Below are 21,213 nucleotides of genomic sequence, written 5' to 3' on the forward strand. Positions count from 1 at the left end.
TCGCGGCGCTTCCGCTGTCGAGGTTGCACCATGCCCGAATTCAATGCCCCGTTGCGCGATATGCGCTTCGTCCTCCATGAAGTGTTCCAGGCGCCCAGCCTGTGGGCGCGCCTGCCGGCTCTGGCGGAAACCGTCGATGCCGACACCGCCGACGCCATCCTCGAAGAGGCGGCCAAGGTCACCGGTACGCTGATCGCCCCGCTCAACCGCAGCGGCGACGAGGAAGGCGCGCAATGGGTCGACGGCGACGTGCGCACTCCAACCGGTTTCCGTGAGGCCTACGCCACCTACACCGAGGGCGGCTGGGTGGGCCTCTCCGGCAACCCGAATTACGGCGGCATGGGCATGCCCAAGATGCTTGCCGTGGCCTTCGAGGAAATGCTCTACGCCGCTGGCTCCAGCTTCGCCCTGTACTCAGCGCTGAGCTCCGGCGCCTGCCTGGCCATCGACGCCCACGCCAGCGAGGAGTTGAAGACCACCTACCTGCCACCGATGTACGAGGGCCGCTGGGCCGGCTCCATGTGCCTGACCGAGGCCCATGCCGGCACCGACCTCGGCATCATCCGCACCCGCGCCGAACCGCAGGCTGATGGCAGCTACCGCATCACCGGCAGCAAGATATTCATCACCGGCGGCGAGCAGGATCTGACCGAGAACATCATCCACCTGGTACTGGCCAAGCTGCCGGACGCGCCGGCCGGGCCGAAAGGCATCTCGCTGTTTCTGGTGCCCAAGGTCATGGTGAACGCCGACGGCGGTCTGGGCGAGCGTAACGCGGTGAGCTGCGGCTCCATCGAGCACAAGATGGGTATCAAGGCCTCGGCCACCTGCGTGATGAACTTCGACGGCGCCACCGGCTACCTGATCGGCGAAGTGAACAAGGGCCTGGCGGCGATGTTCACCATGATGAATTACGAGCGCCTGTCCATCGGCATCCAGGGCATCGGCTGCGCCGAGGCGTCCTATCAGTCGGCGGTCGGCTACGCCCGCGAGCGCATCCAGAGCCGCGCCGCCACCGGCCCGGTCAACCAGGACAAGGTCGCCGACCCGATCATCGTGCACGCCGACGTGCGCCGCATGCTGCTGACCATGAAGGCGCTGAACGAGGGCGGTCGTGCCTTTGCCTGCTACGTTGGCCAGCAGCTCGACCTGGCCAAGTACGCCGAGGACGCCGGCGAGCGGCAGAACGCCGAAGCGCTGGTCGCCCTGCTCACCCCGGTGGCCAAGGCCTTCTTCACCGACACCGGGCTGGAAAGCTGCGTGCACGGCCAGCAGGTATTCGGCGGCCACGGCTACATCCGCGAATGGGGCCAGGAACAACTGGTGCGCGACGTGCGCATCGCGCAGATCTACGAGGGCACCAACGGCATCCAGGCACTCGACCTGCTCGGGCGCAAGGTGGTGGCCAATGGCGGCGCCGCGCTGCGCCTGTTCGCCGGTGAAGTGCGTGATTTCGCCCATGCCCATGAATCGCCCTTCGGTGATCGCCTGGTGGAAGCGCTGGAACGTCTGGAAGCAGTCAGTGGCTGGCTGCTGGAGCAAGCCAAGAGCGAACCCAACGCAGTCGGTGCCGCCTCGGTGGAGTACCTGTATCTGTTCGGCTACGTCGCCTACGCCTATATGTGGGCGCGCATGGCCGCCGTCGCACAGGACAAACACAGCGAAGACGAAGCCTTCTACGGCGGCAAGCTGGCCACCGCCGAATTCTTCTTCACCCGCCTGCTGCCGCGCACCCTGAGTCTGGAAGCAAGCATCCGCGCCGGTAGCCAGCCGCTGTATGGCCTGGCTGCCGAGCAGTTTTAGCAGGGCGGGTGCAACCCGCCGCCGAGCCGGCGGCCCTGCAAGGTTGAGCGTGTTGCGCGGTCGCTTCGGCGCCGCGCCTTTTTATTCCTCGTAGCCGGATGCAATTCGGCAAGAGTCGGCGGGCCGTGCCCAGAATTGCCCTGGGCTACAATCCCCTCCGCACCACAACCAATAACAAGAGTCCCTCATGCGAACCCTGACCACCCTCACCGGTAACAGCCAGAAACTCGACGGCGGCGCCATGTTCGGCAATGCCCCCAAGGCCCTGTGGCAACGCTGGATGCCGGCCGACGAGCAGAACCGCATCGACCTCGGTTGTCGCGCCCTGCTGGTGCAGGAAGACGAGCGCAACATCCTGGTGGAAACCGGCATCGGCGCCTTTTTCAGCCCCGAGCTGAAAGAGCGCTTCGGCGTACAGGAAGACCGCCACGTCCTGCTCGACGAACTGGCGAAGCTCGGCCTGAGCGACGCCGACATCGATATCGTGGTGCTCACCCACCTGCACTTCGACCACGCCGGTGGCCTGCTTGCCGCTTGGCAGGCGGACACGCCGGCGCGCCTGCTGTTTCCCAACGCACACTTCATCACCGGGCGCCGCCAGTGGCAGCGTGCGCGTCAGCCTCACGCCCGTGACCGCGCGTCCTATATCCCGGAGCTGCTGGATCTACTGGAAAACAGCGGCCGCCTGCACCTGATCGACGACCAACCGCACTGCGAGCTGCTCGGCCCGGACTGGCGCCTGCACTGGAGCGATGGCCACACTCCCGGCCAGTTGCTCCCGGAAGTGGCGATGCCCGGCGGGCCGGTGGTATTTCCGGGCGACCTGATCCCTGGCGCGCCTTGGGTGCACCTGCCCATTACCATGGGCTACGACCGTTTCCCCGAAGGGCTGATCGAAGAGAAACAGGCACTGCTGGCCGACCTGCTCGCCCGTGGCGGGCGCCTGGTGTTCACCCATGACCCGCAGATCGCCATCGGCCGGGTGTCATGCGACGAAAAAGGCCGTTATGGCCTGGATGAAGCGGCAAAGCAGGCCCATCTGCTGGCAACGTGATAGCGCAAGGTATTGACGCAGAGTGCGCCCGACGCGCAGCATGGCCGCTTCATACAGCCGTGGTCGTGACCACAACGGCGCCCCAGGACGGGCCGCGCCAGGCCAGAGGGAGGCTGGCCGCGGCCACTCGACAGTAACTGGGGAACCGCTTCATGAGCCTGGCCTCCGTTCGCGCCTTCTTCGCCGCCAAGGCGCCCGATATCACCATCATCGAACTGCCGTCGAGCACCGCCACCGTGGCGCTGGCTGCCGAGGCCCATGGCGTGACGCCAGGGCAGATCGCCAAGACCCTGGCCTTTCGCATCGCCGAACGCGACGTGCTGATCGTCGCCCGTGGTGACGCGCGCATCGACAATCGCAAGATGAAGGAGTGCTTCGGTGCCAAGGCGCGCATGCTCGATGCGCAAACGGTGGTCGAGCTGACCAGCCACCCGGTCGGCGGTGTCTGCCCGTTCGGCCTGGCTACGCCGCTGAGCGTCTACTGCGACCGTTCGCTACTGGCCTTCGACGAAGTGCTGCCAGCCGCCGGTGCCACGCATAGTGCCGTGCGCATCGCCCCGCAGCGCATGGCCGAGCTGGTGGAGGCCGAGTGGATCGACGTCTGTCAGGAAGTGGAAACCGAGGCCTGCTGACATACGCCAGCTTTTCCGGATTGCATGCGAGTTACAGCCCGCCACTGATCCCCAGATTCACACCCAGCGCGGTGGCCAGCGAGAGTGGCAACAACAGCGTATCGAGCAGCGCACTGGCCGGTAGATCGAGCCCGGCATAACGCGGCGCCTCAGCACCGAAGCGATCCAGCGGGCAGCAGCCGCCATTGATCGTGTACCAGTCCAGCCGGGTGCCGGCGTACACCACCGGTGCACCGGGCTTGGCTGCATCCAGGGTGCGCACGGTGGCGCACCCCGTCAGGCTCAGCAGCACCAGGCCAGACAGTAACAAGGGCTTTTTCATCCGCGCGTCGTCCTGATTTCGACCAGCTTGCCGTCGAGAAAGCGCAGGTAGCGGTAGACACCGTTACGCGGGCCATAGATCCATTGCTCGACCGTCACGCCACCGCCCTGCTGGGTACTGGCCGGGATGACTTCACGCTGATCCGGCTCACCACAGATGCGCAGCACATCGGTGGTGAGCTGGCCTTCATCGATCAATGCATTGCCGCAACGCATGGACGCCTGCGCCAAGGGCAGCAACCCAACCAGCAGTGTGGCGCCGAGTACGGCGCGAATGGCAATGGACATGCAGGTGCTCCCTAGTCTTCCGATACCAGATGATGCTCGCCCCAACGCGGCAGCATGTCCTGGGGAATGCCCAAGCAGTTGAGGATGCGTGCAACGACGAAATCCACCAGATCATCCAGCGTCTGCGGCTGATGATAGAAACCGGGCGACGCCGGCAGGATGGTCACGCCCAGATTCGACAGCTTGAGCATGTTCTCCAGGTGGATACTCGAATACGGCGCCTCGCGCGGCACCAGGATCAACTGCCGCCGCTCCTTCAGCGCCACGTCGGCAGCGCGTTCGATCAGGTTGTTGCAGGCGCCCGTGGCAATGGCCGACAGGGTACCGGTGCTGCACGGCACCACCACCATGGCGGTCGGCGCGCCGGAGCCGGAGGCCGCTGGTGCCATCCAGTCTTCCTTGCCATAAACACGCACCTGTCCGGGCGCCGCGCCGGTGTACTCGGTGAGGAACTGCGCCATGGCCTGCGGCTTGGCCGGCAAGGCCACGTCGGTTTCGGTGGCCATGACCAGTTGCGCGGCCTTGGAAATCAGGAAGTGCACTTCGCGATCTTCCTGCACCAGGCAATCGAGCAGGCGCAGGCCATATTGCGCGCCAGAGGCGCCGGTCATGGCCAGGGTAATGCGTTCGGGGCCGCTCATGGATGCTCCGTAGGGCGGGTGCAACCCGCCGGTTCTTGATCTGTGGCGGGTTTCATCCGCCCTACTGCTGGGCTATGCGTTTCAAGCCAGAGCCTTGGCCAGCTTGCCATGCAGGCCACCGAAACCACCGTTGCTCATGATCACCACCTGGGTGCCAGGACGCGCCAGCGCTTTTACGCCGTCGATGATCGACTCCAGCGAATCGCACACCCGCGTCGGGTTGCTTGCCTGCGCCACGGTGGCGGCCAGATCCCAGCCCAAGTTCGGCGGTGCGTACCAGAACACCGCATCAGCCTGTTCGGCGGACTCGGCCAGGCCATCACGGTGGGCGCCCAGCTTCATCGAATTGGAGCGTGGCTCGATCACCGCGATCACCTGGGTGTCATCACCGACGCGCTTGCGCAGGCCATCCAGGGTGGTGGCGATGGCCGTCGGGTGATGGGCGAAGTCGTCATAGACGGTCACGCCGTTCACCTCGGCGACCTTTTCCATACGCCGCTTGGCGTTGATGAATTTGCCCAGCGCCTCGATACCCAGCGCCGGCACCACGCCGACATGGCGCGCCGCAGCGAGCACAGCCAGGGCGTTGGCGACGTTGTGCTGGCCGGTCAGGTTCCACTCAACGGTACCCTCGACCTTGCCATCGAAGCTCACCTCGAAGCGCGAGCCGTCGGCGCTGAGCAGGCGCGCCTGCCATTGACCGTCTGCACCGGTGGTCTGCACCGGCGTCCAGCAGCCCATCTCGATTACCCGCGCCAGCGCGGTTTCGTTGGCCGGATGAATGACCAGACCTTCGCTGGGGATGATCCGCACCAGATGGTGGAACTGCCGCTCGATGGCCGCCAGATCCGGGAAGATGTCTGCGTGGTCGAATTCCAGGTTGTTGAGGATCGCCGTGCGCGGGCGGTAGTGGACGAACTTGCTGCGCTTGTCGAAGAAGGCGCTGTCGTACTCGTCGGCCTCGACCACGAAGAACGGCGTGTCGCCCAGCCGTGCGGAAATCCCGAAATTCTGCGGCACGCCGCCGATCAGAAAGCCCGGCGCCATGCCGGCGTGCTCCAGCACCCAGGCCAGCATGCTCGAACTGCTGGTCTTGCCGTGGGTGCCGGCCACCGCCATCACCCAGCGGCCCTGCAACACGTGGTCGGCCAGCCACTGCGGGCCGGACACATAGGGCAGGCCCTTGTTCAGCACGTACTCGACCGCAGGGTTGCCACGGCTCATGGCGTTGCCGACCACCACCAGATCGGGCGCCGGCTGCAGGTGCGCGGGGTCATAGCCCTGCATCAGCTCGATGCCCTGGGCTTCGAGCTGGGTGCTCATGGGCGGGTAGACATTGGCATCGGAGCCGGTGACGCGGTGGCCAAGTTCCTTGGCCAGAACGGCCAGCGACCCCATGAAGGTGCCGCAGATACCGAGAATGTGGATATGCATGGATGACCTCTGAAACGGGCCGTTTCAGCCCGGAAAGCTTGGCGCAGATTAGCACAGCGGCCCAACCGCCCCCATGCCCATCACTGCCGACTTTTGACCGGAGCCTGCGCAAAAGGTCGCACCCCGCCAACGATTTTCTCCAAAGCCAGGATGGACGAATGGGGCTTGCCAAGCATTCGGCATTGGCCATAGGCTCGACTGGTCTGACCGGTAATACCACAACAATGAATAGCGTTCGCGACGATACCTTCACAAGTACGGCGAACGCGACCGAACGGAGACCCCCGCCATGCTGCTCAAGCTCTGCTCACGCTCGATATTCCTGCAGGTCATCATCGGCCTGATCCTCGGCATCCTCGTCGGCGTCACGCTGCCTGAGCTGTCATCGCACCTCAAACCTCTCGGCGACGGCTTCATCAAGCTGATCAAGATGCTTATCGCGCTGATCGTCTTCTGCGTCGTGGTCAACGGTATTTCCGGGGCGGGTGATCTGAAGAAGGTCGGACGCATCGGCCTGAAGTCGGTGATCTACTTCGAGGTGCTGACCACGGTTGCTCTGGTCATCGGCCTCGCCGTGGCCTATGGCCTGGGGCTGGGCTCGGGAGCCAACATCGACCTGGCCAGCCTCTCCGGCAATGATGCAGCGGCGCTGAATTCCGGCGCGCACCTGCGTGGCCCGATCGAGTTCATCCTCGGCCTGATTCCCACCTCGGTATTCAGCGCCTTCGCCGAGAACAACATCCTCCAGGTGCTGCTGTTCGCCGTGTTGTTCGGCAGCGCACTGAACCTGGTGGGCGAACAGGCCGCCGGGGTGTCGAGGCTGATCGGCGAGGTCAGCCACGTGATCTTCCGCATCATGGGCATGATCGTGCGCCTGGCGCCCATCGGCGTGTTCGGTGCGGTGGCCTTCACCACCAGCCGCTACGGCCTCGAATCGCTGAGCCACCTGGGCGCGCTGGTCGGCGTGTTCTATCTCACCTGTGTGCTGTTCGTGGTACTGATCCTGGGCAGTGTGCTGCGCATCTGCGGTTTGCCGCTGCTGCCATTTCTGCGCTACTTCCGCGAGGAACTGGTGATCGTCTTCGGCACCGCCTCGTCCGATGCGGTATTGCCACAGGTGATGCGCAAGCTGGAACGCCTCGGCATTCGCAGCTCCACCGTCGGCCTGGTGATCCCCACCGGCTACTCCTTCAACCTGGACGGTTTCTCCATCTACCTCACCCTGGCCGTGGTGTTCATCGCCCATGCCACCGGCACGCCGCTTTCGGTTGGCGATCTGCTGACCATCCTGCTGGTGTCGCTGGTCACCTCCAAGGGGGCCCACGGCATTCCCGGCTCGGCACTGGTGATCCTCGCCGCCACCCTCACGGCGGTGCCGGCCATCCCTGCTGCCGGGCTGGTGCTGGTACTCTCCGTGGACTGGTTCATGGGCATCGGCCGGGCGCTGACCAACCTGACCGGCAACTGCGTCGCCACCGTGGCTATCGCCCGCTGGGAGAACGACATGGATCTGGCCCAGGCGCAGCGGTGCATCGCCGATCACGTTCAGGCCCGCGCGAATGGGGCTTCAGACACCTTGGCGCAGCCCGGTCGCACGGACGCCTGAGGCCCGGCAACCAGGCATGATGGCTCCATAACAGAGGGAAGGCTCAATGTTCGCGTCATCCAAACGCGTCGACTCGATCGTGCAGAAGCTGCTCGAACCCATCGAGCGCGGGCAGTGGGCGGCCGGGCAGATGCTGCCCGGCCAGCGTGAACTGGCCGAGCAACTGCAGATCAGCCGGCCGAGCCTGCGTGAAGCCATCACAGTCCTGGAAACCCTGGGCGTGCTGCGCTCCCTGCCTGGCAAGGGCGTATTGGTACTCGACAGCACGCCGCCGCGACTGGGCGATGCCGCAGTTGAGAGCCCGCCTCACGCCGCCCCCCTGGAGAACGTGCTGCAACTGCGCTACGCGCTGGAACCCTTCATCGCCGGCCTGGTGGCGCAGTCGGTCGACGACAACGCGTTGAGCCAGCTGCGCCTGCTGGTGATGGACATGCGCGAGGCCGTCGAGGATCGCAACACGCAGGCGCTGGCGAGCGCCTACACGGCCTTCCACCGCAAGCTGATCGCCATCACCTCCAACCCGATCTTCCTCAGCGTCTCCCAGCAAACCGCAGGCGCCCTGGCGCGCAGCGAAGGCCCGACGCTGCGCGAGCCGGAACACGCCGAACAGATCCTCGACGAACACGAGACCATCCTGCGCGCCATTCGCCGTCGCGACAGCGAGCTGGCCAGCCGCGCCATGCGCCAGCACATTCTCAACGAAGGCGATCGCCTCGGCCTGCAATTGCAGTTGCCGCCGACCTGAAGCGCTGCGACAGGCATGCCGGGGAACGCGACAACGCCATACCGAGCAGACCCGAGTAATTCAAACGCTTGCTTGGATTGCGCTTTCAACTGGCTTTGAGGCAGCATCGACTGGCCCGCTGGCACAACAGCTGCATCGCCACTCCAGCCCTTCTACAGAAGCCGAGGCCTTACCATGCGCATCGTCCAAGCCACCCTGGAGCACCTGGACCTGTTGACCCCGCTGTTCGTCAAATACCGCGAGTTCTACAACGAACTGCCCTACCCCGAGTCCTCGCGCAAATTCCTCGAGAAGCGTCTGCGCCGCAAGGAGTCGGTGATCTACCTGGCCATGCCCGACGACGAAGACAAGCTGCTCGGCTTCTGCCAGCTCTACCCCAGCTACTCCTCGCTGTCGCTCAAGCGCGTGTGGATCCTCAACGACATCTACGTGGCCGAAGATGCTCGCCGGCAACTGGTCGCCGACCGCCTGCTGCATACCGCCAAGCAGATGGCCAAGGAAACCAACGCCGTGCGCATGCGCGTGGCCACCAGCCGCGACAACGAAGTGGCGCAGAAGGTTTACGAGTCGATCGGTTTCCGCGAGGACGAGCAGTTCAAGAACTACGTCCTGCCGATCAACGAAGACTGAGATACCGGCCGCGCGCTGGCTTGCCGCAAGCATCCAGCGCCCTTAAGGTGGCCGGGTTTTCAGCCGCGAATCTTTCCCCATGTGGTCACTCAAGGCCTGGCGTCGCCGCCGCATCCTCGAACGCAACCCGATCGCCCCGCAGCTGTGGGGCGAGGTGCGCAAACGCCTGCCGATTCTCGACGGCCTGGATGATCTGGAACTGCAGCACCTGCGTGAACGCGCCGTGCTGTTCCTCCACGACAAGCACCTGACCGCCCTGCCCGGCGTCGAACTCGGCCCGTTCGAGCGCCTGTTGCTGGCGGCTCAGGCCCAACTGCCACTGCTGCACCTGGGTGATCTGGACTGGTATCAGGGTTTTCACGAGATCGTCCTCTACCCTGGCGACTTCCTCAGCCCGCAGCGCCACCGCGATGCCGCCGGCATCGAGCACGAATGGGACGACGAGCGCAGTGGCGAGGCCTGGCAGCAAGGCCCGGTGATCCTCGCCTGGCCCGGCGTCGAAAGCAGTGGCGGCTGGGGGGGCTACAACCTGGTGATCCACGAACTGGCGCACAAGCTGGATATGCTCGAAGGCGGTGCCAACGGCCTGCCGCCGCTGCACAGCGACATGCGCGTGCAGGACTGGGCAACGGCCATGCAGAGCGCCTATGACGCACTCAACGCCGAACTGGATGCCAACCCCGACGCCGAAACGGCCATCGATCCCTACGCCGCCGAAGCCCCGGCAGAATTCTTCGCCGTGACCAGCGAGTACTTCTTCACCGCCCCGGATCTGCTGGCAGACGCCTTCCCCGAGGTCTACCGGCAACTGGCATTGTTCTACCGCCAGGACAGCCTCGCCCGATTACAGCGTTTGCAGGCGGAACACCCTGACTACAAAGCGGTCGAAAACGCGACCAATGGCTGAGTAGCCCGCCGTAGTAACGCACCGCGAATACGCCTATAATGCGCCCCACTTTTTTGGCCCTCCCTGGGAGTTTCCCCCATGAGCTACAGCAAGATCCCGGCTGGTAAAGACCTGCCGAACGACATCTACGTTGCCATCGAAATCCCGGCCAACCACGCGCCGATCAAATACGAAATCGACCATGACACCGACTGCCTGATGGTCGATCGCTTCATGGCCACGCCGATGTTCTACCCGGCCAACTACGGTTTCATCCCGCACACCCTGGCTGACGACGGCGACCCCCTCGACGTGCTGGTCGTGACCCCTTACCCGGTTGCTCCGGGTTCGGTGATCCGCGCCCGTCCGGTCGGCGTCCTGCACATGAGCGACGAAGCCGGCGGCGACGCCAAACTGGTTGCCGTTCCGCACGACAAACTGAGCGTTCTGTACAAAGACGTCCAGGAATACACCGACCTGCCCGCGCTGTTGATCGAGCAGATCAAGCACTTCTTCGAGAACTACAAGGATCTCGAGAAGGGCAAGTGGGTCAAGGTAGAAGGCTGGGGTGGCGCTGAAGAAGCCCGCGGCCTGATCATCAAGGCAGTCGCGGCTTACCAAAAATAAGCCCTGACCACCTCCTAAAAGCCGGCCATAAGCCGGCTTTTTTATTGCCTGCTTCCGGGCAAAAACCAACCTCAGTTTCAACCATGAGACCGCCTCGCAGAGCGATACTGGCGCCATGCCTGCATTCGGCTCTGGTAAAGTCCGCAGCACGCCATAAGGACGTAGCTGGTCATGGATAAAAAATCGCTTTCCGAGCGCGACATCTGCAGCAAATACATCACCCCCGCCATCACCGCTGCGGGCTGGGATCTGCACAAGCAGGTGCGCGAGGAAGTCAGCTTCACCAAGGGCCGCATCATCGTGCGCGGCAAGCTGCACAGCCGTGGTGAGGCGCGCCGGGCCGACTACATCCTCTATCACCAGCCCAACCTGCCCATCGCCGTGATCGAGGCCAAGGACAACAAGCACTCCCTCGGCTCGGGCATGCAGCAGGCGCTCGGTTATGCCGAATCGCTCGACGTGCCCTTCGTGTTCTCCAGCAACGGTGATGGCTTTCTCTTCCATGACCGCAGCGGCACCGGCAGCCAGGTGGAAACCGCGCTGAGCCTCGACCAATTCCCCAGCCCGGACGAACTCTGGCAACGCTATTGCCAGTGGAAGGGCCTGGATGCCCCGGCCCAGCAGAAGGCGCAGGCGCCGTACTATGACGACGGCTCTGGGCGCGCGCCTTACTACTATCAGATGAACGCCATCAACCGCACGGTCGAGGCCGTCGCACGCGGGCAGGATCGCATATTGCTGGTGATGGCCACCGGCACCGGCAAGACCTACACCGCCTTCCAGATCATCTGGCGCCTGTGGAAGTCCGGGCAGAAGAAACGCATCCTCTTTCTCGCCGACCGCAACATTCTGGTCGACCAGACCAAGAGCAAGGACTTCAAGCCCTTTGGCCCGGCGATGACCAAGATCGCCAAGCGGCAGATCGACAAGTCCTACGAGATCTACCTGTCGCTGTACCAGGCCGTCACCGGCGCCGAAGAAGACAAGAACATCTACAAGCAGTTCTCGCCCGAGTTCTTCGACCTCATCATCATCGACGAATGCCATCGCGGCAGCGCCGCTGCCGACTCCGCCTGGCGCGAGATACTCGACTACTTCTCCAGCGCCACCCACATCGGCCTTACCGCCACGCCTAAGGAAACCAAGGAGGTTTCCAGCAGCACCTACTTCGGCGAGCCGGTGTACAGCTACAGCCTCAAGCAAGGCATCGAAGACGGCTTCCTCGCGCCCTACAAGGTGGTGCGCATCGACTTCGACAAGGATCTGCAAGGCTGGCGCCCGCCCAAGGGCATGCGCGACAAGAACGGCGAACTGATCGAAGACCGCATCTACGACCTCAAGGACATGGATCGCCACCTGGTCATCGAAGCGCGCACCTGGACAGTGGCGGCCAAGGTCACCGAGTTCCTCAAGGCCACCGACCCGTACCAGAAGACCATCATCTTCTGCGACGACATCGACCACGCCGAACGCATGCGCTCAGCTCTGTTCAACCTCAACCCCGAGCGCATCGCCGAGAACCGCAAGTACGTCATGCGCATCACCGGCGATGACCAGGAAGGCAAGGCCGAGCTGGACAACTTCATCAACCCCGAGCAGCGCTACCCGGTCATCGCCACCACCAGCAAGCTGCTGACCACCGGCGTGGATGCCCAGACCTGCAAGCTGATCGTGCTCGACCAGCACATCAAGTCCATGACCGAGTTCAAACAGATCATCGGCCGTGGCACGCGCATCAACGAGGACTACGGCAAGTACTGGTTCACCATCATGGACTTCAAGAAAGCCACCGAACTGTTTGCCGACCCGGCCTTCGATGGCGAGCCGGTGGTGATCTACAGCCCCGAAGGTGACGCAACGCCCGTGCCACCGGACAGCCCGCTGGACGATGAAGACGGCATCGTCGACGGTGGCGATTGGCTGCCCGAAGGAGACGAAACCGACGACGGCGACGAGAGCGGCAAGAAGCGCATCAAGTACGTGATCGACAGCGTACCAATCTACGTCATCGCCGAGCGCGTGCAGTACTACGGGCCGGACGGCAAGCTGATCACCGAGTCGCTGCGCGACTACACCCGCACCTGCGTGCAGAAGCAGTTCGCCTCGCTCGATGACTTCCTGCGCCTGTGGAGCAGTGCCGAGCAGAAGAAAGCCATCATCGACGAACTCGCCGCCCAGGGCGTGATGTGGGAAGCGCTGGCCGAAGAAGTCGAGGCCAAGCGCGGCCAGGCCCTCGACCCCTTCGACCTGATCTGCCACATCGCCTTCGACCAGCCGCCGCTGACTCGCAAGGAGCGCGCCGAGCAGGTGAAGAAGCGCAACTACTTCGCCAGGTACTCCGGCGCCGCCCGCCAGGTGCTGGAAGCCTTGCTCGACAAATACGCCGACACCGGCATCGAGCATATCGAAGACATCCGCATTCTCCAGCTCGACCCGTTCCGGCAGATCGGCGCGCCGATGGAGCTGGTCAGAGCCTTCGGCGACCGCGCCGGCTACGACAAGGCGCTGCATGAGCTGGAAACCGAGCTTTACGCCAGCTAGCCAGCGCCGCCAGTAAGGTGGGCAACGGTGCAGCCTTGCCCACCTTACCCACCAACCCCATTACAATTCCCCGCTTTGCCGTACCTGCCCGGAAGTCACCATGTCCATCAGCTCAACCATCAAATCCATCCAGGACATCATGCGCAAGGACGTCGGCGTCGACGGCGACGCTCAGCGCATCGGCCAGCTCGTATGGATGCTGTTTCTCAAGATCTTCGATGACCGCGAGCTGGAATGGGAACTGATGAATAGCGACTACCGCTCGCCGCTGCCCGACAGTTGCCGCTGGCGCACCTGGGCGGCCAACCCGGAAGGCATCACTGGCGATGAACTCAAGCACTTCATCGACAACAACCTGTTCCCGCAACTGCAGAACCTCCACGAGTACAGCACCACCCCGGCGGCCTATGTGGTGCGTGGTGTGTTCGAGGACGCCTACAACTACATGAAGTCCGGCCACCTCATCCGCCAGGTGATCAACAAGATTCAGGAAGGCGTGGACTTCAACAAGGCGCAGGAACGTCACGCCTTCGGCGACATGTACGAGCAACTGCTGCGCGACCTGCAGAACGCCGGCAATGCCGGCGAGTTCTACACCCCGCGCCCGGTCACCGAGTTCATGGTGCGTATGGTCGACCCCAAGCTGCACGAGAAGGTCATGGATCCGGCATGCGGCACTGGCGGCTTCCTCACCTGCGCCATCGAGCACAAGCGCAATCGCTACGCCAATACCGCCGAGGACGAACGCGTGCTGCAAGCCAGCATCTTCGGCGTGGAGAAAAAGCCGCTACCGCACCTGCTGGCCACCACCAACATGATCCTGCACGGCATCGAGGTGCCCAGCCAGATCAAGCACGACAACACCCTGAGCCGCCCGCTGATCAGTTGGGGGCCGAGCGAGCGGGTCGACTGCATCGTCGCCAACCCGCCGTTCGGCGGCATGGAAGAAGACGGCATCGAAAGCAACTTCCCCGCAGCCTTCCGCACCCGCGAGACCGCCGACCTGTTTCTGGTGCTGATCATGCACCTGCTCAAAGACGGTGGCCGCGCCGCTGTGGTGTTGCCCGATGGCTTCCTCTTTGGCGAAGGCATCAAGAGCCGCATCAAGGAAAAGCTGCTCACCGAATGCAACCTGCACACCATCGTTCGCCTGCCCAATGGCGTATTCAACCCCTACACCGGCATCAAGACCAACCTGCTGTTCTTCACCAAGGGCACGCCCACCAAAAACGTGTGGTTCTACGAGCACCAGTACCCGGCTGGCGTTAAGAACTACTCCAAGACCAAGCCAATGCGCATCGAAGAGTTCGCCGTTGAAGAAGCCTGGTGGGGCAGCGAGGCCGACGGCTTTGCCGCACGGGTGGAAAACGAGTTCGCCTGGAAGGTCAGCCTGGACGAGATCAAGGCGCGTAACTGGAACCTGGACTGCAAGAACCCGCACGTCGGTGAGCAGATCAGCCACGACCCGGACGAGCTGCTGCGTAATTACGCCACGCTACAAGGCGAGATCGGTGAGTTGCGTGACCAGCTCAAGGCCGTGCTGAATGAAGCGTTGACTCGCGCCTAGCCTGCACGGAGGAAGACCATGAACAGTGAGATCGTGATTTACCAAAGCGACAGCGGCAGCATCAGCGTCAAGCTGGAGCGAGAAACCGTCTGGCTCAGCCTGCAACAGATGGCCGAGCTCTTCGCCAGGGACAAATCCGTGATTTCCCGCCACCTGCGCAACGTATTCGCCGAAGGGGAATTGGAGCGCGCCGCAGTGGTTGCAAAAAATGCAACAACTGCCTCTGATGGCAAAACCTATCAGGTCGAGTTCTTCAACCTCGATGCCGTGCTGTCGGTGGGCTATCGGGTCAACTCCAAGCAAGGCACACGCTTCAGGCAATGGGCCAGCCAGGTACTCAAGCAACACCTGACCCAGGGCTACAGCCTCAACCGCGAACGCTTCGAAGCCAACGCCCGCGAGCTGGAAGCGGCACTGGAGCTGGTGCGCAAGACGGCGCGCGTGCCAGAACTGGATAGCGAGGGTGGCCGTGGGCTGGTGGAAATCGTCAGCCGCTACACCCAGACCTTTCTCTGGCTGCAACGCTATGACGAAGGTCTGCTCAGCGAACCCGTCGGCAGCCCCGGTGGTGAATTGCCCAGCCTGGCCAGCGCGCGCCAGCACCTGCTGGGCCTGAAAGCCCAGTTGATGGCCCGAGGCGAAGCCAGCGAACTGTTCGCCCGCGAACGCAGCGACGGCCTCGCCGCGCTGCTCGGCAACCTGCAGCAGAGCGTGTTTGGCGAGCCGGCCTACCCCAGCCTGGAAAGCAAGGCCGCGCACCTGCTGTATTTCGTGGTCAAGAACCACCCCTTCGCCGATGGCAACAAACGCAGCGGCGCCTATCTGTTCGTCGACTTTCTGCACCGTAACGGCCGCCTGCTTGACGCCCAGGGCAACCGGCGGATCAACGACACCGGCCTGGCCGCGCTGACCCCGCTAGCCGCCTAGCCCGTCCTCCGCACAGAAAGACACATTGATAGCCTTGATCATGAACATGCTCGCCCCGGAACCTCGCCCATGACCGCTTTGCTCACCGATAACCTGCCACTGCTGGCCGGCGCGCCCAATGGCATCAAGAAACTGCGTGAGCTGATTCTGGAGCTGGCGGTGCGCGGCAAGCTGGTGCCGCAAGATGCGAATGATGAGCCGGCCAGTGAGTTGCTCAAGCGGATCGAGAGAGAAAAAACACAACTCATTGACCAGAAGGTAATTCGCAAGGGGAAGCCTTTACCTGATATCGAACAAGATGAAATGCAGTTCAAGCTGCCTGTAGGTTGGGAGTGGATACGGCTAGGTCAAATTGGTGATTGGGGAGCCGGTGCCACTCCTGCTAGGGGGAACTCCAGCTATTACGGCGGAGAAATGCCATGGTTCAAGTCAGGTGAACTTGTTGCAGATTTCATTTCTGTTTCGGAAGAAACAGTTACTGAGCTAGCGCTCAAAGAATGCTCATTACGCCGAAACAAGCCCGGCGACGTGCTAATTGCAATGTACGGCGCGACCATTGGTAAAACAGCAATCTTGAACGTGGAAGGCACAACAAACCAGGCTGTCTGTGCCTGCACGCCGTTCAATGGTGTGTTCAATAGATATTTGCTGCTTACCCTAAAAGCGATGAAATCGAATTTCATTGGGCAAGGTGCTGGTGGGGCGCAGCCAAACATTTCACGAGAAAAAATTGTCGCCACCGTAACGGGGCTTCCGCCTCTTGCCGAACAACACCGCATCGTCGCCAAAGTCGATGAGCTGATGACTCTATGCGACCGGCTGGAAGCCCGGCAGGCCGATACCGACAGTGCCCACGCCCAACTGGTGCAGGCGCTGCTGGACAGCCTGTCCCAGGCCCGCGATGCCGAGGATTTTGCGCAAAGCTGGCAGCGTCTGGCCGAACACTTCCACACCCTGTTCACCACCGAATCCAGTATCGACGCCCTCAAGCAAACCCTGCTGCAACTGGCCGTGATGGGCAAACTGGTGCCGCAAGATCCTAACGATGAACCGGCCAGTGAGTTGCTTAAGCGGATTGCTGAGGAAAAGGCGCAGTTGGTGGCAGAAGGCAAGCTCAAGAAACAGAAACCGCTAGCGGATGTTGACGAGGAGGAAAGGCCATTCGATTTGCCGAAAGGGTGGCAGTGGGTAAGGCTTGGACAGGTAGTAGAAGCAATTACTGGGCATGCATTTAAGAGCTCGGAATATAGAAACTCTGGGACATTTGTATTGCGAGTTACCAATATCAATCCAGATGGCACGCTTGACCTAACAGACGCAAAGTACATTGACCCAGCTGCGGCCAATTCCACCTATCAAAGCGTGAATTTAGAGGCAGGCGAGATCTTGCTCGTTATGGTTGGCGGTAGCCTTGGGAAGATCGGGGTTGTCGATGAAAGCTGCTTGCCAGCCGTTCTAAATCAAAATATGTGGAAAATTTTTCGCCCACAAAGCGTTAATCGCGACTATCTGATTTATGGCCTTCGACTTATCAATGCGACACAGCTAAAAATAACCAATTCGACACATGGACACTTGGCACAGGGCGAATATCTTTCAAAGCTATTCCCTCTTGCGCCTGAAAAAGAACAACACCGCATCGTCGCCAAAGTCGATCAACTGATGGCGCTCTGCGACCAACTCAAAGCCCGCTTGAACCAGGCCCGTCAGGTGCATGAGCAACTGGCCTGTGCCCTGGTCGAGCAGGCCGTGGCCTAACCAACAGGAGTGCAGGGATGCCCATTCGCACGCAAATCTGGACGGTCGGCGCGCAGCCGGCGCCGCTGAAAAACGCCGTGCTGGCCAGCGAGCAGTTTCTCGAAGACATGATCGTCAGCGCTCCGGCGCTGCTCTCCGAGGACTGGCTGCTGATCGGCCGTCAGGAAAGCACCGGCCAGGGCGGGCGCATCGACCTGCTGGCGCTGGCGCCGGATGCCTCGCTGGTGCTGATTGAGCTCAAGCGCGAGCGCACCCCGCGCGAGGTGGTGGCGCAGGCGCTGGACTATGCGGTGTGGGTCGAGCGGTTGCAGGCCAACGATATCGAGGCCATCTACCAGCGCTTCAAACCCGGCGCCGACCTGGCGGCGGACTTCCAGGCGCGCTTTGGCGCACCGCTGGAGGCCGAGGCACTGAACCAGAGCCATCAGATCGTCATCGTCGCCGCCGAGCTGGATGCCAGCAGCGAGCGCATCGTCGGCTATCTGAGCGAGCGCGATATCGCCATCAACGTGCTGTGCTTCCAGGTGTTCCAGTTGGGCGAACAACAACTGATCAGCCGCGCCTGGCTGCTCGACCCAACCGAGGCGCCGCAGGCCAGCAGTGCCAGTAAACCGGGCACGCCAGCCGAGCCGTGGAATGGCGAGTTCTATGGATCCTTCGGCCACAGCAGCACGCGCGACTGGGCCGAGGCGCGGCACTTCGGTTTCATCTGCGGCGGTGGCGGCAGTTGGTACAGCAACAGCCTGAAGATGCTCGCCCCCGGCGACCGTGTGTGGGTCAACGTGCCCGGCGCCGGTTACGTGGGCGTGGCCAAGGTCACCGGCCACGCCACCCCGGCCAGGGACTTCTGCCTGCCGCACAACGGCGAGGAACGGCCGGCGCTGGAACTGCTGCAGGCGGACTACCACCGCGAGTTCGTCGACGATCCCGAACGCTGCGAATACTTCGTGCCCGTGCAGTGGCTACACAGCCTGCCGCTGAACGAAGCGGTGAAGGAGGTCGGCCTGTTCGGCAACCAGAACACCATCTGCCGCCCGACCACGCCGAAATGGCGCTGGACGGTGGAGCGACTCAAGGAACGCTTCGGTATTCACTGAAGCGCGCCAAACCCAGCCAACACCCTCAAACGGACAAGGACGCCCCATGCAGCTCCCCATACCAAGCTTTCTGCTGGAGCAACTCGATATCGGCCTGAACCACGCCGTCGGTTATGTGCTGCGCGGTCTCAAACATTTGGCTCTCTGGCTGACGGGCCTGACCGCCCTGATCGCGGCAACCTGCATCGTGTTCGAATACGGTGAAGGGCTGGCCGATATCTCCCAGTTCGAATGGGCCTTCATGGTGCTGGCAACGCTGCTGGCCTGGCGGCATTGCCATTACGCCCGGCAATTCGGCTATGGCTTCTGGCGCGGCCTGGCGCGAGGACTGAGCGCACAGGGCACGGCGTTGATCACCCAGTTCACCCTGCTGGGGGTAATGATGCTGTTAATGCTGTGGGCCATGAGCCAGCCCTTGGAATGGCAGATCACTGCGGATGCCATGAACGATGGCGATATAACTCTCAAGACCTACGAAATCACTGGCCTGGCTATGGTGCTGCTGGCCCTGTATCTCGGCGCGCCTACTCGCCCACTCGATGCTGTAGCCACCCAGCCGAAACAGCAGGCGCTGCGCCAGGAACCCACCCTCGCCTCTACTCCCGACAAGGACGTCTCGCTGTGAACTACCTGTACCCGCTGTGTGCATTGACTCTTTTCAGCCTGCCGTTACAGGCAAGCCAGGCCAATACCGATGCCGCCCGATTGATCGACGGCTGCCGCGAGTTGGTCAGCATCTACGGCAAACGCGACGAACTGCGCTTTGCCGCTGCACAGTTCACGTCGCTCTCCGAGGCGATGCGCGCCGGTTATTGCCGAGGCGTGCTGGACGAGTACCAACGCAAGAATACCTGCAACACCAACGACTGGCGTGAGCAGGCCAATACCATCGTCAGCCATGCCTTCGAGCAACCGCAGGATGTCGACACCTTGCTGGCAACTGCCTGTGGCCGTTGAGCAAGGGCTGACTCTGCCCCAGGCGGTGGAGCGCCTGTTCGGTATTCCCGTGGCTCGCCATCCGGTGCTGCGCAATGCGGTAAACACCTTGGTCAAGGCGCTGAGCCAAGCCAAGGTGTTGCAGTTACAGGAAGAAGAAATCAGCTACGTCACGAACGGCCGCAAACGTTGGACGCTGCCGCGCAGTGATCTGGTCGGGCTAAGCAATGCCATAGTGCTGCACGGTATCTTCGGTGAACCGAAAACGGTTCTGCGCCTGTTCGAGCAACCCAAGGTTCGCCGCGAGCATGCCGACTGGGCCCGGAGCCTGCTGCTGGAGCGGCAATCGGTCGCCAGTCTGGGGCTGATCAATCAGGAGTTGCTGCGCTTGCTCGACCTGCTCGAATCGGACGTTGACCTCAAGCAGGTGCGCTTACCCAACCCCTTCGATAACAACACCCTGCCGCAGATGGGCCTGGACGACTATGGCGGCAACCTGCTGCGGGCACTCGCCTGCCAGACTGCGGCCCTGTCACTAGGCGACAGCATGATGGCTCACTACCTCAATGGCGAACTGGAACAGGCGCACTCGGCAGCACTCGCCCTGAACACCCAGAACCCCCTGCTACTGCAGTATCGCCAGATGATCCTGCGCCGCTACGAAGAAGCACGCGCCTTCGATGAGCTGCTGGATACGTGGCGATGAACGGTCTTGGTAGTGGATTCCACACCTGAACACTGGCTCCGTCATCACAACGGAGCCAGTCATGCATACCATTCAATCAATCCTCACCCGCTGCCCTCACCAGGTCAGCCCCTGCCATCAGCACAAAGCCCTGGAAATCGATCAGGCGCTGCGCCAGGGCACGCCCTTCACTGCCCTGGGTGGCAAGCGCGTGCGCTGTCGTCACGGCCTGGTGCGGTTCAAGCTGGGTTGCGCCTGGCGTCTGCTTTACCGCATCAGCGCCAACGGCTACGTGCCGCACAGCCTGGTCAGCCGCCAGTGTTTCGAACGTGAACTGAAACGAAGGCGGGCTCTCAAGCCCTGATTCCTTTCATTCATTGGAGAAACCCCTATGACTGCAATCATTGCACTGAAACAACCACTGCTGGCCGCCGATGGCCTGGAGTTGCAGGTCAGCCTGCTGGATTTTGCACGCCTGAAGCACAAGTACACGGCCTCATCCGAGGCGGAAATGAGCGCCGAGCAATGGGAGGAGGCGGAGCTGGAGTACCGCCGCTTCCTGACGCTCAAGTGCCTGTATCCGGCGGTGGCACTGGTGCCGAGCAAGCAGGTCGATGCCATCTGGCATGCACACATTCTCGATACCCGCGCCTACCGCGAGGACTGCCATCAGGTATTTGGCCGCTTCATCGACCACTACCCCTACTTCGGCATTTACGGTCAGGAGGACTATCAGGAACTGACAAATGCGTTCGCTCATACCGTCGCGCTTTACGAAAAACACTTCGGTGCCTACCCAGGCGGCGGTAATGAGGCCCAAGCCATGCGCTGTAAAGATCACGCCTGCCATGTACCGACAACCTGCGCCTGCCGCGTGCCTGGCGCTTGTCAGTAAACAGCCTCAACTCTGAAACAGGGATCAGCAGAGTGATGCCTGCAACGCTGGCTGATATCTGACCCGCCCCCCCCTGAAGCTCTCACCTCAAACGGAGGTGGGAGCTTCAGGGGGTTATGCCCTGAAAACCACTGCCTGAT

21 protein-coding genes and 1 pseudogene are annotated in these 21,213 nt (G+C 62.5%); 18 read left to right on the plus strand and 4 right to left on the minus strand.

Annotated elements, in window-relative coordinates:
* Nucleotides 1-30 precede the first annotated feature (30 nt).
* The 3 genes from VC352_RS14375 to VC352_RS14385 all read left to right on the plus strand — a co-directional run bounded on the left by VC352_RS14375 (nucleotide 31) and on the right by VC352_RS14385 (nucleotide 3,489).
* Nucleotides 31-1,803, plus strand: coding sequence for an acyl-CoA dehydrogenase C-terminal domain-containing protein (locus VC352_RS14375; protein ID WP_322980239.1), 1,773 nt, complete (start codon nucleotides 31-33; stop codon nucleotides 1,801-1,803).
* Nucleotides 1,804-1,990: 187 nt separating this feature from the next.
* Nucleotides 1,991-2,857 (plus strand): MBL fold metallo-hydrolase, encoded by an 867-nt coding sequence (locus VC352_RS14380; RefSeq protein WP_322980240.1) that lies wholly within the window; start codon nucleotides 1,991-1,993, stop codon nucleotides 2,855-2,857.
* A gap of 152 nt (nucleotides 2,858-3,009) precedes the next feature.
* The gene (locus VC352_RS14385; RefSeq protein WP_322980241.1) at nucleotides 3,010-3,489 is read left to right on the plus strand and encodes a YbaK/EbsC family protein; all 480 of its coding nucleotides are present in this window, start codon (nucleotides 3,010-3,012) and stop codon (nucleotides 3,487-3,489) included.
* 31 nt (nucleotides 3,490-3,520) lie between these two features.
* Here the strand turns inward: VC352_RS14385 and VC352_RS14390 are convergent, their stop codons facing one another.
* The 4 genes from VC352_RS14390 to mpl all read right to left on the minus strand — a co-directional run bounded on the left by VC352_RS14390 (nucleotide 3,521) and on the right by mpl (nucleotide 6,173).
* Nucleotides 3,521-3,811, minus strand: a complete 291-nt coding sequence (locus VC352_RS14390; RefSeq protein ID WP_322980242.1) for a YceK/YidQ family lipoprotein — start codon at nucleotides 3,809-3,811, stop codon at nucleotides 3,521-3,523.
* Nucleotides 3,808-4,098 carry a DUF2845 domain-containing protein gene (locus tag VC352_RS14395; protein ID WP_322980243.1) on the minus strand — a complete coding sequence of 97 codons (291 nt, stop codon included), beginning with the start codon at nucleotides 4,096-4,098 and terminating at the stop codon, nucleotides 3,808-3,810. The genes VC352_RS14390 and VC352_RS14395 overlap by 4 nt, the downstream gene beginning before the upstream one ends.
* Nucleotides 4,099-4,109: 11 nt before the next feature.
* On the minus strand, nucleotides 4,110-4,739 hold the full coding sequence (gene ubiX / locus VC352_RS14400; RefSeq protein WP_322980244.1) for a flavin prenyltransferase UbiX: 630 nt from the start codon (nucleotides 4,737-4,739) through the stop codon (nucleotides 4,110-4,112).
* Nucleotides 4,740-4,820: 81 nt separating this feature from the next.
* Nucleotides 4,821-6,173 (minus strand): UDP-N-acetylmuramate:L-alanyl-gamma-D-glutamyl-meso-diaminopimelate ligase, encoded by a 1,353-nt coding sequence (mpl, locus tag VC352_RS14405; protein ID WP_322980245.1) that lies wholly within the window; start codon nucleotides 6,171-6,173, stop codon nucleotides 4,821-4,823.
* 289 nt (nucleotides 6,174-6,462) lie between these two features.
* Between mpl and VC352_RS14410 the strand changes: the two genes are divergently transcribed.
* The 15 genes and pseudogenes from VC352_RS14410 (at nucleotide 6,463) to VC352_RS14480 (ending at nucleotide 21,073) form a co-directional block, all read left to right on the plus strand.
* Complete coding sequence (locus tag VC352_RS14410; protein ID WP_322980246.1) at nucleotides 6,463-7,779, plus strand: C4-dicarboxylate transporter DctA; 1,317 nt, start codon at nucleotides 6,463-6,465, stop codon at nucleotides 7,777-7,779.
* 46 nt (nucleotides 7,780-7,825) lie between these two features.
* The gene (locus VC352_RS14415; RefSeq protein WP_322980247.1) at nucleotides 7,826-8,524 is read left to right on the plus strand and encodes a FadR/GntR family transcriptional regulator; all 699 of its coding nucleotides are present in this window, start codon (nucleotides 7,826-7,828) and stop codon (nucleotides 8,522-8,524) included.
* Nucleotides 8,525-8,698: 174 nt separating this feature from the next.
* On the plus strand, nucleotides 8,699-9,154 hold the full coding sequence (locus tag VC352_RS14420) for a GNAT family N-acetyltransferase (protein WP_322980248.1): 456 nt from the start codon (nucleotides 8,699-8,701) through the stop codon (nucleotides 9,152-9,154).
* A gap of 79 nt (nucleotides 9,155-9,233) precedes the next feature.
* On the plus strand, nucleotides 9,234-10,061 hold the full coding sequence (locus tag VC352_RS14425) for a M90 family metallopeptidase (RefSeq protein ID WP_322980249.1): 828 nt from the start codon (nucleotides 9,234-9,236) through the stop codon (nucleotides 10,059-10,061).
* 78 nt (nucleotides 10,062-10,139) lie between these two features.
* Nucleotides 10,140-10,667, plus strand: a complete 528-nt coding sequence (gene ppa, locus VC352_RS14430) for an inorganic diphosphatase (protein ID WP_322980250.1) — start codon at nucleotides 10,140-10,142, stop codon at nucleotides 10,665-10,667.
* Between the two features lie 171 nt (nucleotides 10,668-10,838).
* Nucleotides 10,839-13,208: an EcoAI/FtnUII family type I restriction enzme subunit R gene (hsdR, locus tag VC352_RS14435; protein WP_322980251.1), complete on the plus strand. Its 2,370-nt coding sequence runs from the start codon at nucleotides 10,839-10,841 to the stop codon at nucleotides 13,206-13,208.
* Nucleotides 13,209-13,308: 100 nt separating this feature from the next.
* On the plus strand, nucleotides 13,309-14,775 hold the full coding sequence (locus VC352_RS14440; RefSeq protein ID WP_322980252.1) for a class I SAM-dependent DNA methyltransferase: 1,467 nt from the start codon (nucleotides 13,309-13,311) through the stop codon (nucleotides 14,773-14,775).
* A gap of 18 nt (nucleotides 14,776-14,793) precedes the next feature.
* Nucleotides 14,794-15,775 (plus strand): annotated as a pseudogene (gene rhuM / locus VC352_RS14445) (RhuM family protein).
* Nucleotides 15,772-17,460, plus strand: a complete 1,689-nt coding sequence (locus VC352_RS14450) for a restriction endonuclease subunit S (RefSeq protein WP_322980253.1) — start codon at nucleotides 15,772-15,774, stop codon at nucleotides 17,458-17,460. Before rhuM ends, VC352_RS14450 begins: the two are co-directional and overlap by 4 nt.
* Nucleotides 17,461-17,477: 17 nt before the next feature.
* A complete protein-coding gene (locus tag VC352_RS14455) occupies nucleotides 17,478-18,557 on the plus strand; it encodes an endonuclease NucS domain-containing protein (protein WP_322980254.1) in 1,080 nt (359 codons plus the stop codon).
* A gap of 46 nt (nucleotides 18,558-18,603) precedes the next feature.
* Nucleotides 18,604-19,182: a hypothetical protein gene (locus VC352_RS14460; protein ID WP_322980255.1), complete on the plus strand. Its 579-nt coding sequence runs from the start codon at nucleotides 18,604-18,606 to the stop codon at nucleotides 19,180-19,182.
* Nucleotides 19,179-19,514, plus strand: a complete 336-nt coding sequence (locus VC352_RS14465) for a hypothetical protein (protein WP_322980256.1) — start codon at nucleotides 19,179-19,181, stop codon at nucleotides 19,512-19,514. The genes VC352_RS14460 and VC352_RS14465 overlap by 4 nt, the downstream gene beginning before the upstream one ends.
* A complete protein-coding gene (locus tag VC352_RS14470; protein WP_206418641.1) occupies nucleotides 19,477-20,199 on the plus strand; it encodes a hypothetical protein in 723 nt (240 codons plus the stop codon). The genes VC352_RS14465 and VC352_RS14470 overlap by 38 nt, the downstream gene beginning before the upstream one ends.
* A 61-nt stretch (nucleotides 20,200-20,260) precedes the next feature.
* Complete coding sequence (locus VC352_RS14475; RefSeq protein WP_322980257.1) at nucleotides 20,261-20,542, plus strand: hypothetical protein; 282 nt, start codon at nucleotides 20,261-20,263, stop codon at nucleotides 20,540-20,542.
* A gap of 27 nt (nucleotides 20,543-20,569) precedes the next feature.
* The gene (locus VC352_RS14480) at nucleotides 20,570-21,073 is read left to right on the plus strand and encodes a glycine-rich domain-containing protein (protein WP_322980258.1); all 504 of its coding nucleotides are present in this window, start codon (nucleotides 20,570-20,572) and stop codon (nucleotides 21,071-21,073) included.
* Nucleotides 21,074-21,213: the final 140 nt, after the last annotated feature.

It is taken from the genome of Pseudomonas sp. C11 (assembly GCF_034683865.1).
Classification (GTDB): Bacteria; Pseudomonadota; Gammaproteobacteria; order Pseudomonadales; family Pseudomonadaceae; genus Aquipseudomonas.

Excerpts from the sequence above, each read along its gene's own strand:
- ppa (WP_322980250.1), top strand. The coding sequence starts at position 10,140 with ATGAGCTACAGCAAGATCCCGGCTGGTAAAGACCTGCCGAACGACATC.
- VC352_RS14460 (WP_322980255.1), top strand. The coding sequence starts at position 18,604 with ATGCAGCTCCCCATACCAAGCTTTCTGCTGGAGCAACTCGATATCGGC.
- VC352_RS14440 (WP_322980252.1), top strand. The coding sequence starts at position 13,309 with ATGTCCATCAGCTCAACCATCAAATCCATCCAGGACATCATGCGCAAG.
- VC352_RS14385 (WP_322980241.1), top strand. The coding sequence starts at position 3,010 with ATGAGCCTGGCCTCCGTTCGCGCCTTCTTCGCCGCCAAGGCGCCCGAT.
- hsdR (WP_322980251.1), top strand. The coding sequence starts at position 10,839 with ATGGATAAAAAATCGCTTTCCGAGCGCGACATCTGCAGCAAATACATC.
- ubiX (WP_322980244.1), bottom strand. The coding sequence starts at position 4,739 with ATGAGCGGCCCCGAACGCATTACCCTGGCCATGACCGGCGCCTCTGGC.
- VC352_RS14480 (WP_322980258.1), top strand. The coding sequence starts at position 20,570 with ATGACTGCAATCATTGCACTGAAACAACCACTGCTGGCCGCCGATGGC.
- VC352_RS14390 (WP_322980242.1), bottom strand. The coding sequence starts at position 3,811 with ATGAAAAAGCCCTTGTTACTGTCTGGCCTGGTGCTGCTGAGCCTGACG.
- VC352_RS14425 (WP_322980249.1), top strand. The coding sequence starts at position 9,234 with ATGTGGTCACTCAAGGCCTGGCGTCGCCGCCGCATCCTCGAACGCAAC.
- VC352_RS14380 (WP_322980240.1), top strand. The coding sequence starts at position 1,991 with ATGCGAACCCTGACCACCCTCACCGGTAACAGCCAGAAACTCGACGGC.
- VC352_RS14395 (WP_322980243.1), bottom strand. The coding sequence starts at position 4,098 with ATGTCCATTGCCATTCGCGCCGTACTCGGCGCCACACTGCTGGTTGGG.
- VC352_RS14415 (WP_322980247.1), top strand. The coding sequence starts at position 7,826 with ATGTTCGCGTCATCCAAACGCGTCGACTCGATCGTGCAGAAGCTGCTC.
- mpl (WP_322980245.1), bottom strand. The coding sequence starts at position 6,173 with ATGCATATCCACATTCTCGGTATCTGCGGCACCTTCATGGGGTCGCTG.
- VC352_RS14410 (WP_322980246.1), top strand. The coding sequence starts at position 6,463 with ATGCTGCTCAAGCTCTGCTCACGCTCGATATTCCTGCAGGTCATCATC.
- VC352_RS14420 (WP_322980248.1), top strand. The coding sequence starts at position 8,699 with ATGCGCATCGTCCAAGCCACCCTGGAGCACCTGGACCTGTTGACCCCG.
- VC352_RS14475 (WP_322980257.1), top strand. The coding sequence starts at position 20,261 with ATGCATACCATTCAATCAATCCTCACCCGCTGCCCTCACCAGGTCAGC.
- VC352_RS14455 (WP_322980254.1), top strand. The coding sequence starts at position 17,478 with ATGCCCATTCGCACGCAAATCTGGACGGTCGGCGCGCAGCCGGCGCCG.
- VC352_RS14470 (WP_206418641.1), top strand. The coding sequence starts at position 19,477 with ATGTCGACACCTTGCTGGCAACTGCCTGTGGCCGTTGAGCAAGGGCTG.
- VC352_RS14375 (WP_322980239.1), top strand. The coding sequence starts at position 31 with ATGCCCGAATTCAATGCCCCGTTGCGCGATATGCGCTTCGTCCTCCAT.
- VC352_RS14450 (WP_322980253.1), top strand. The coding sequence starts at position 15,772 with ATGACCGCTTTGCTCACCGATAACCTGCCACTGCTGGCCGGCGCGCCC.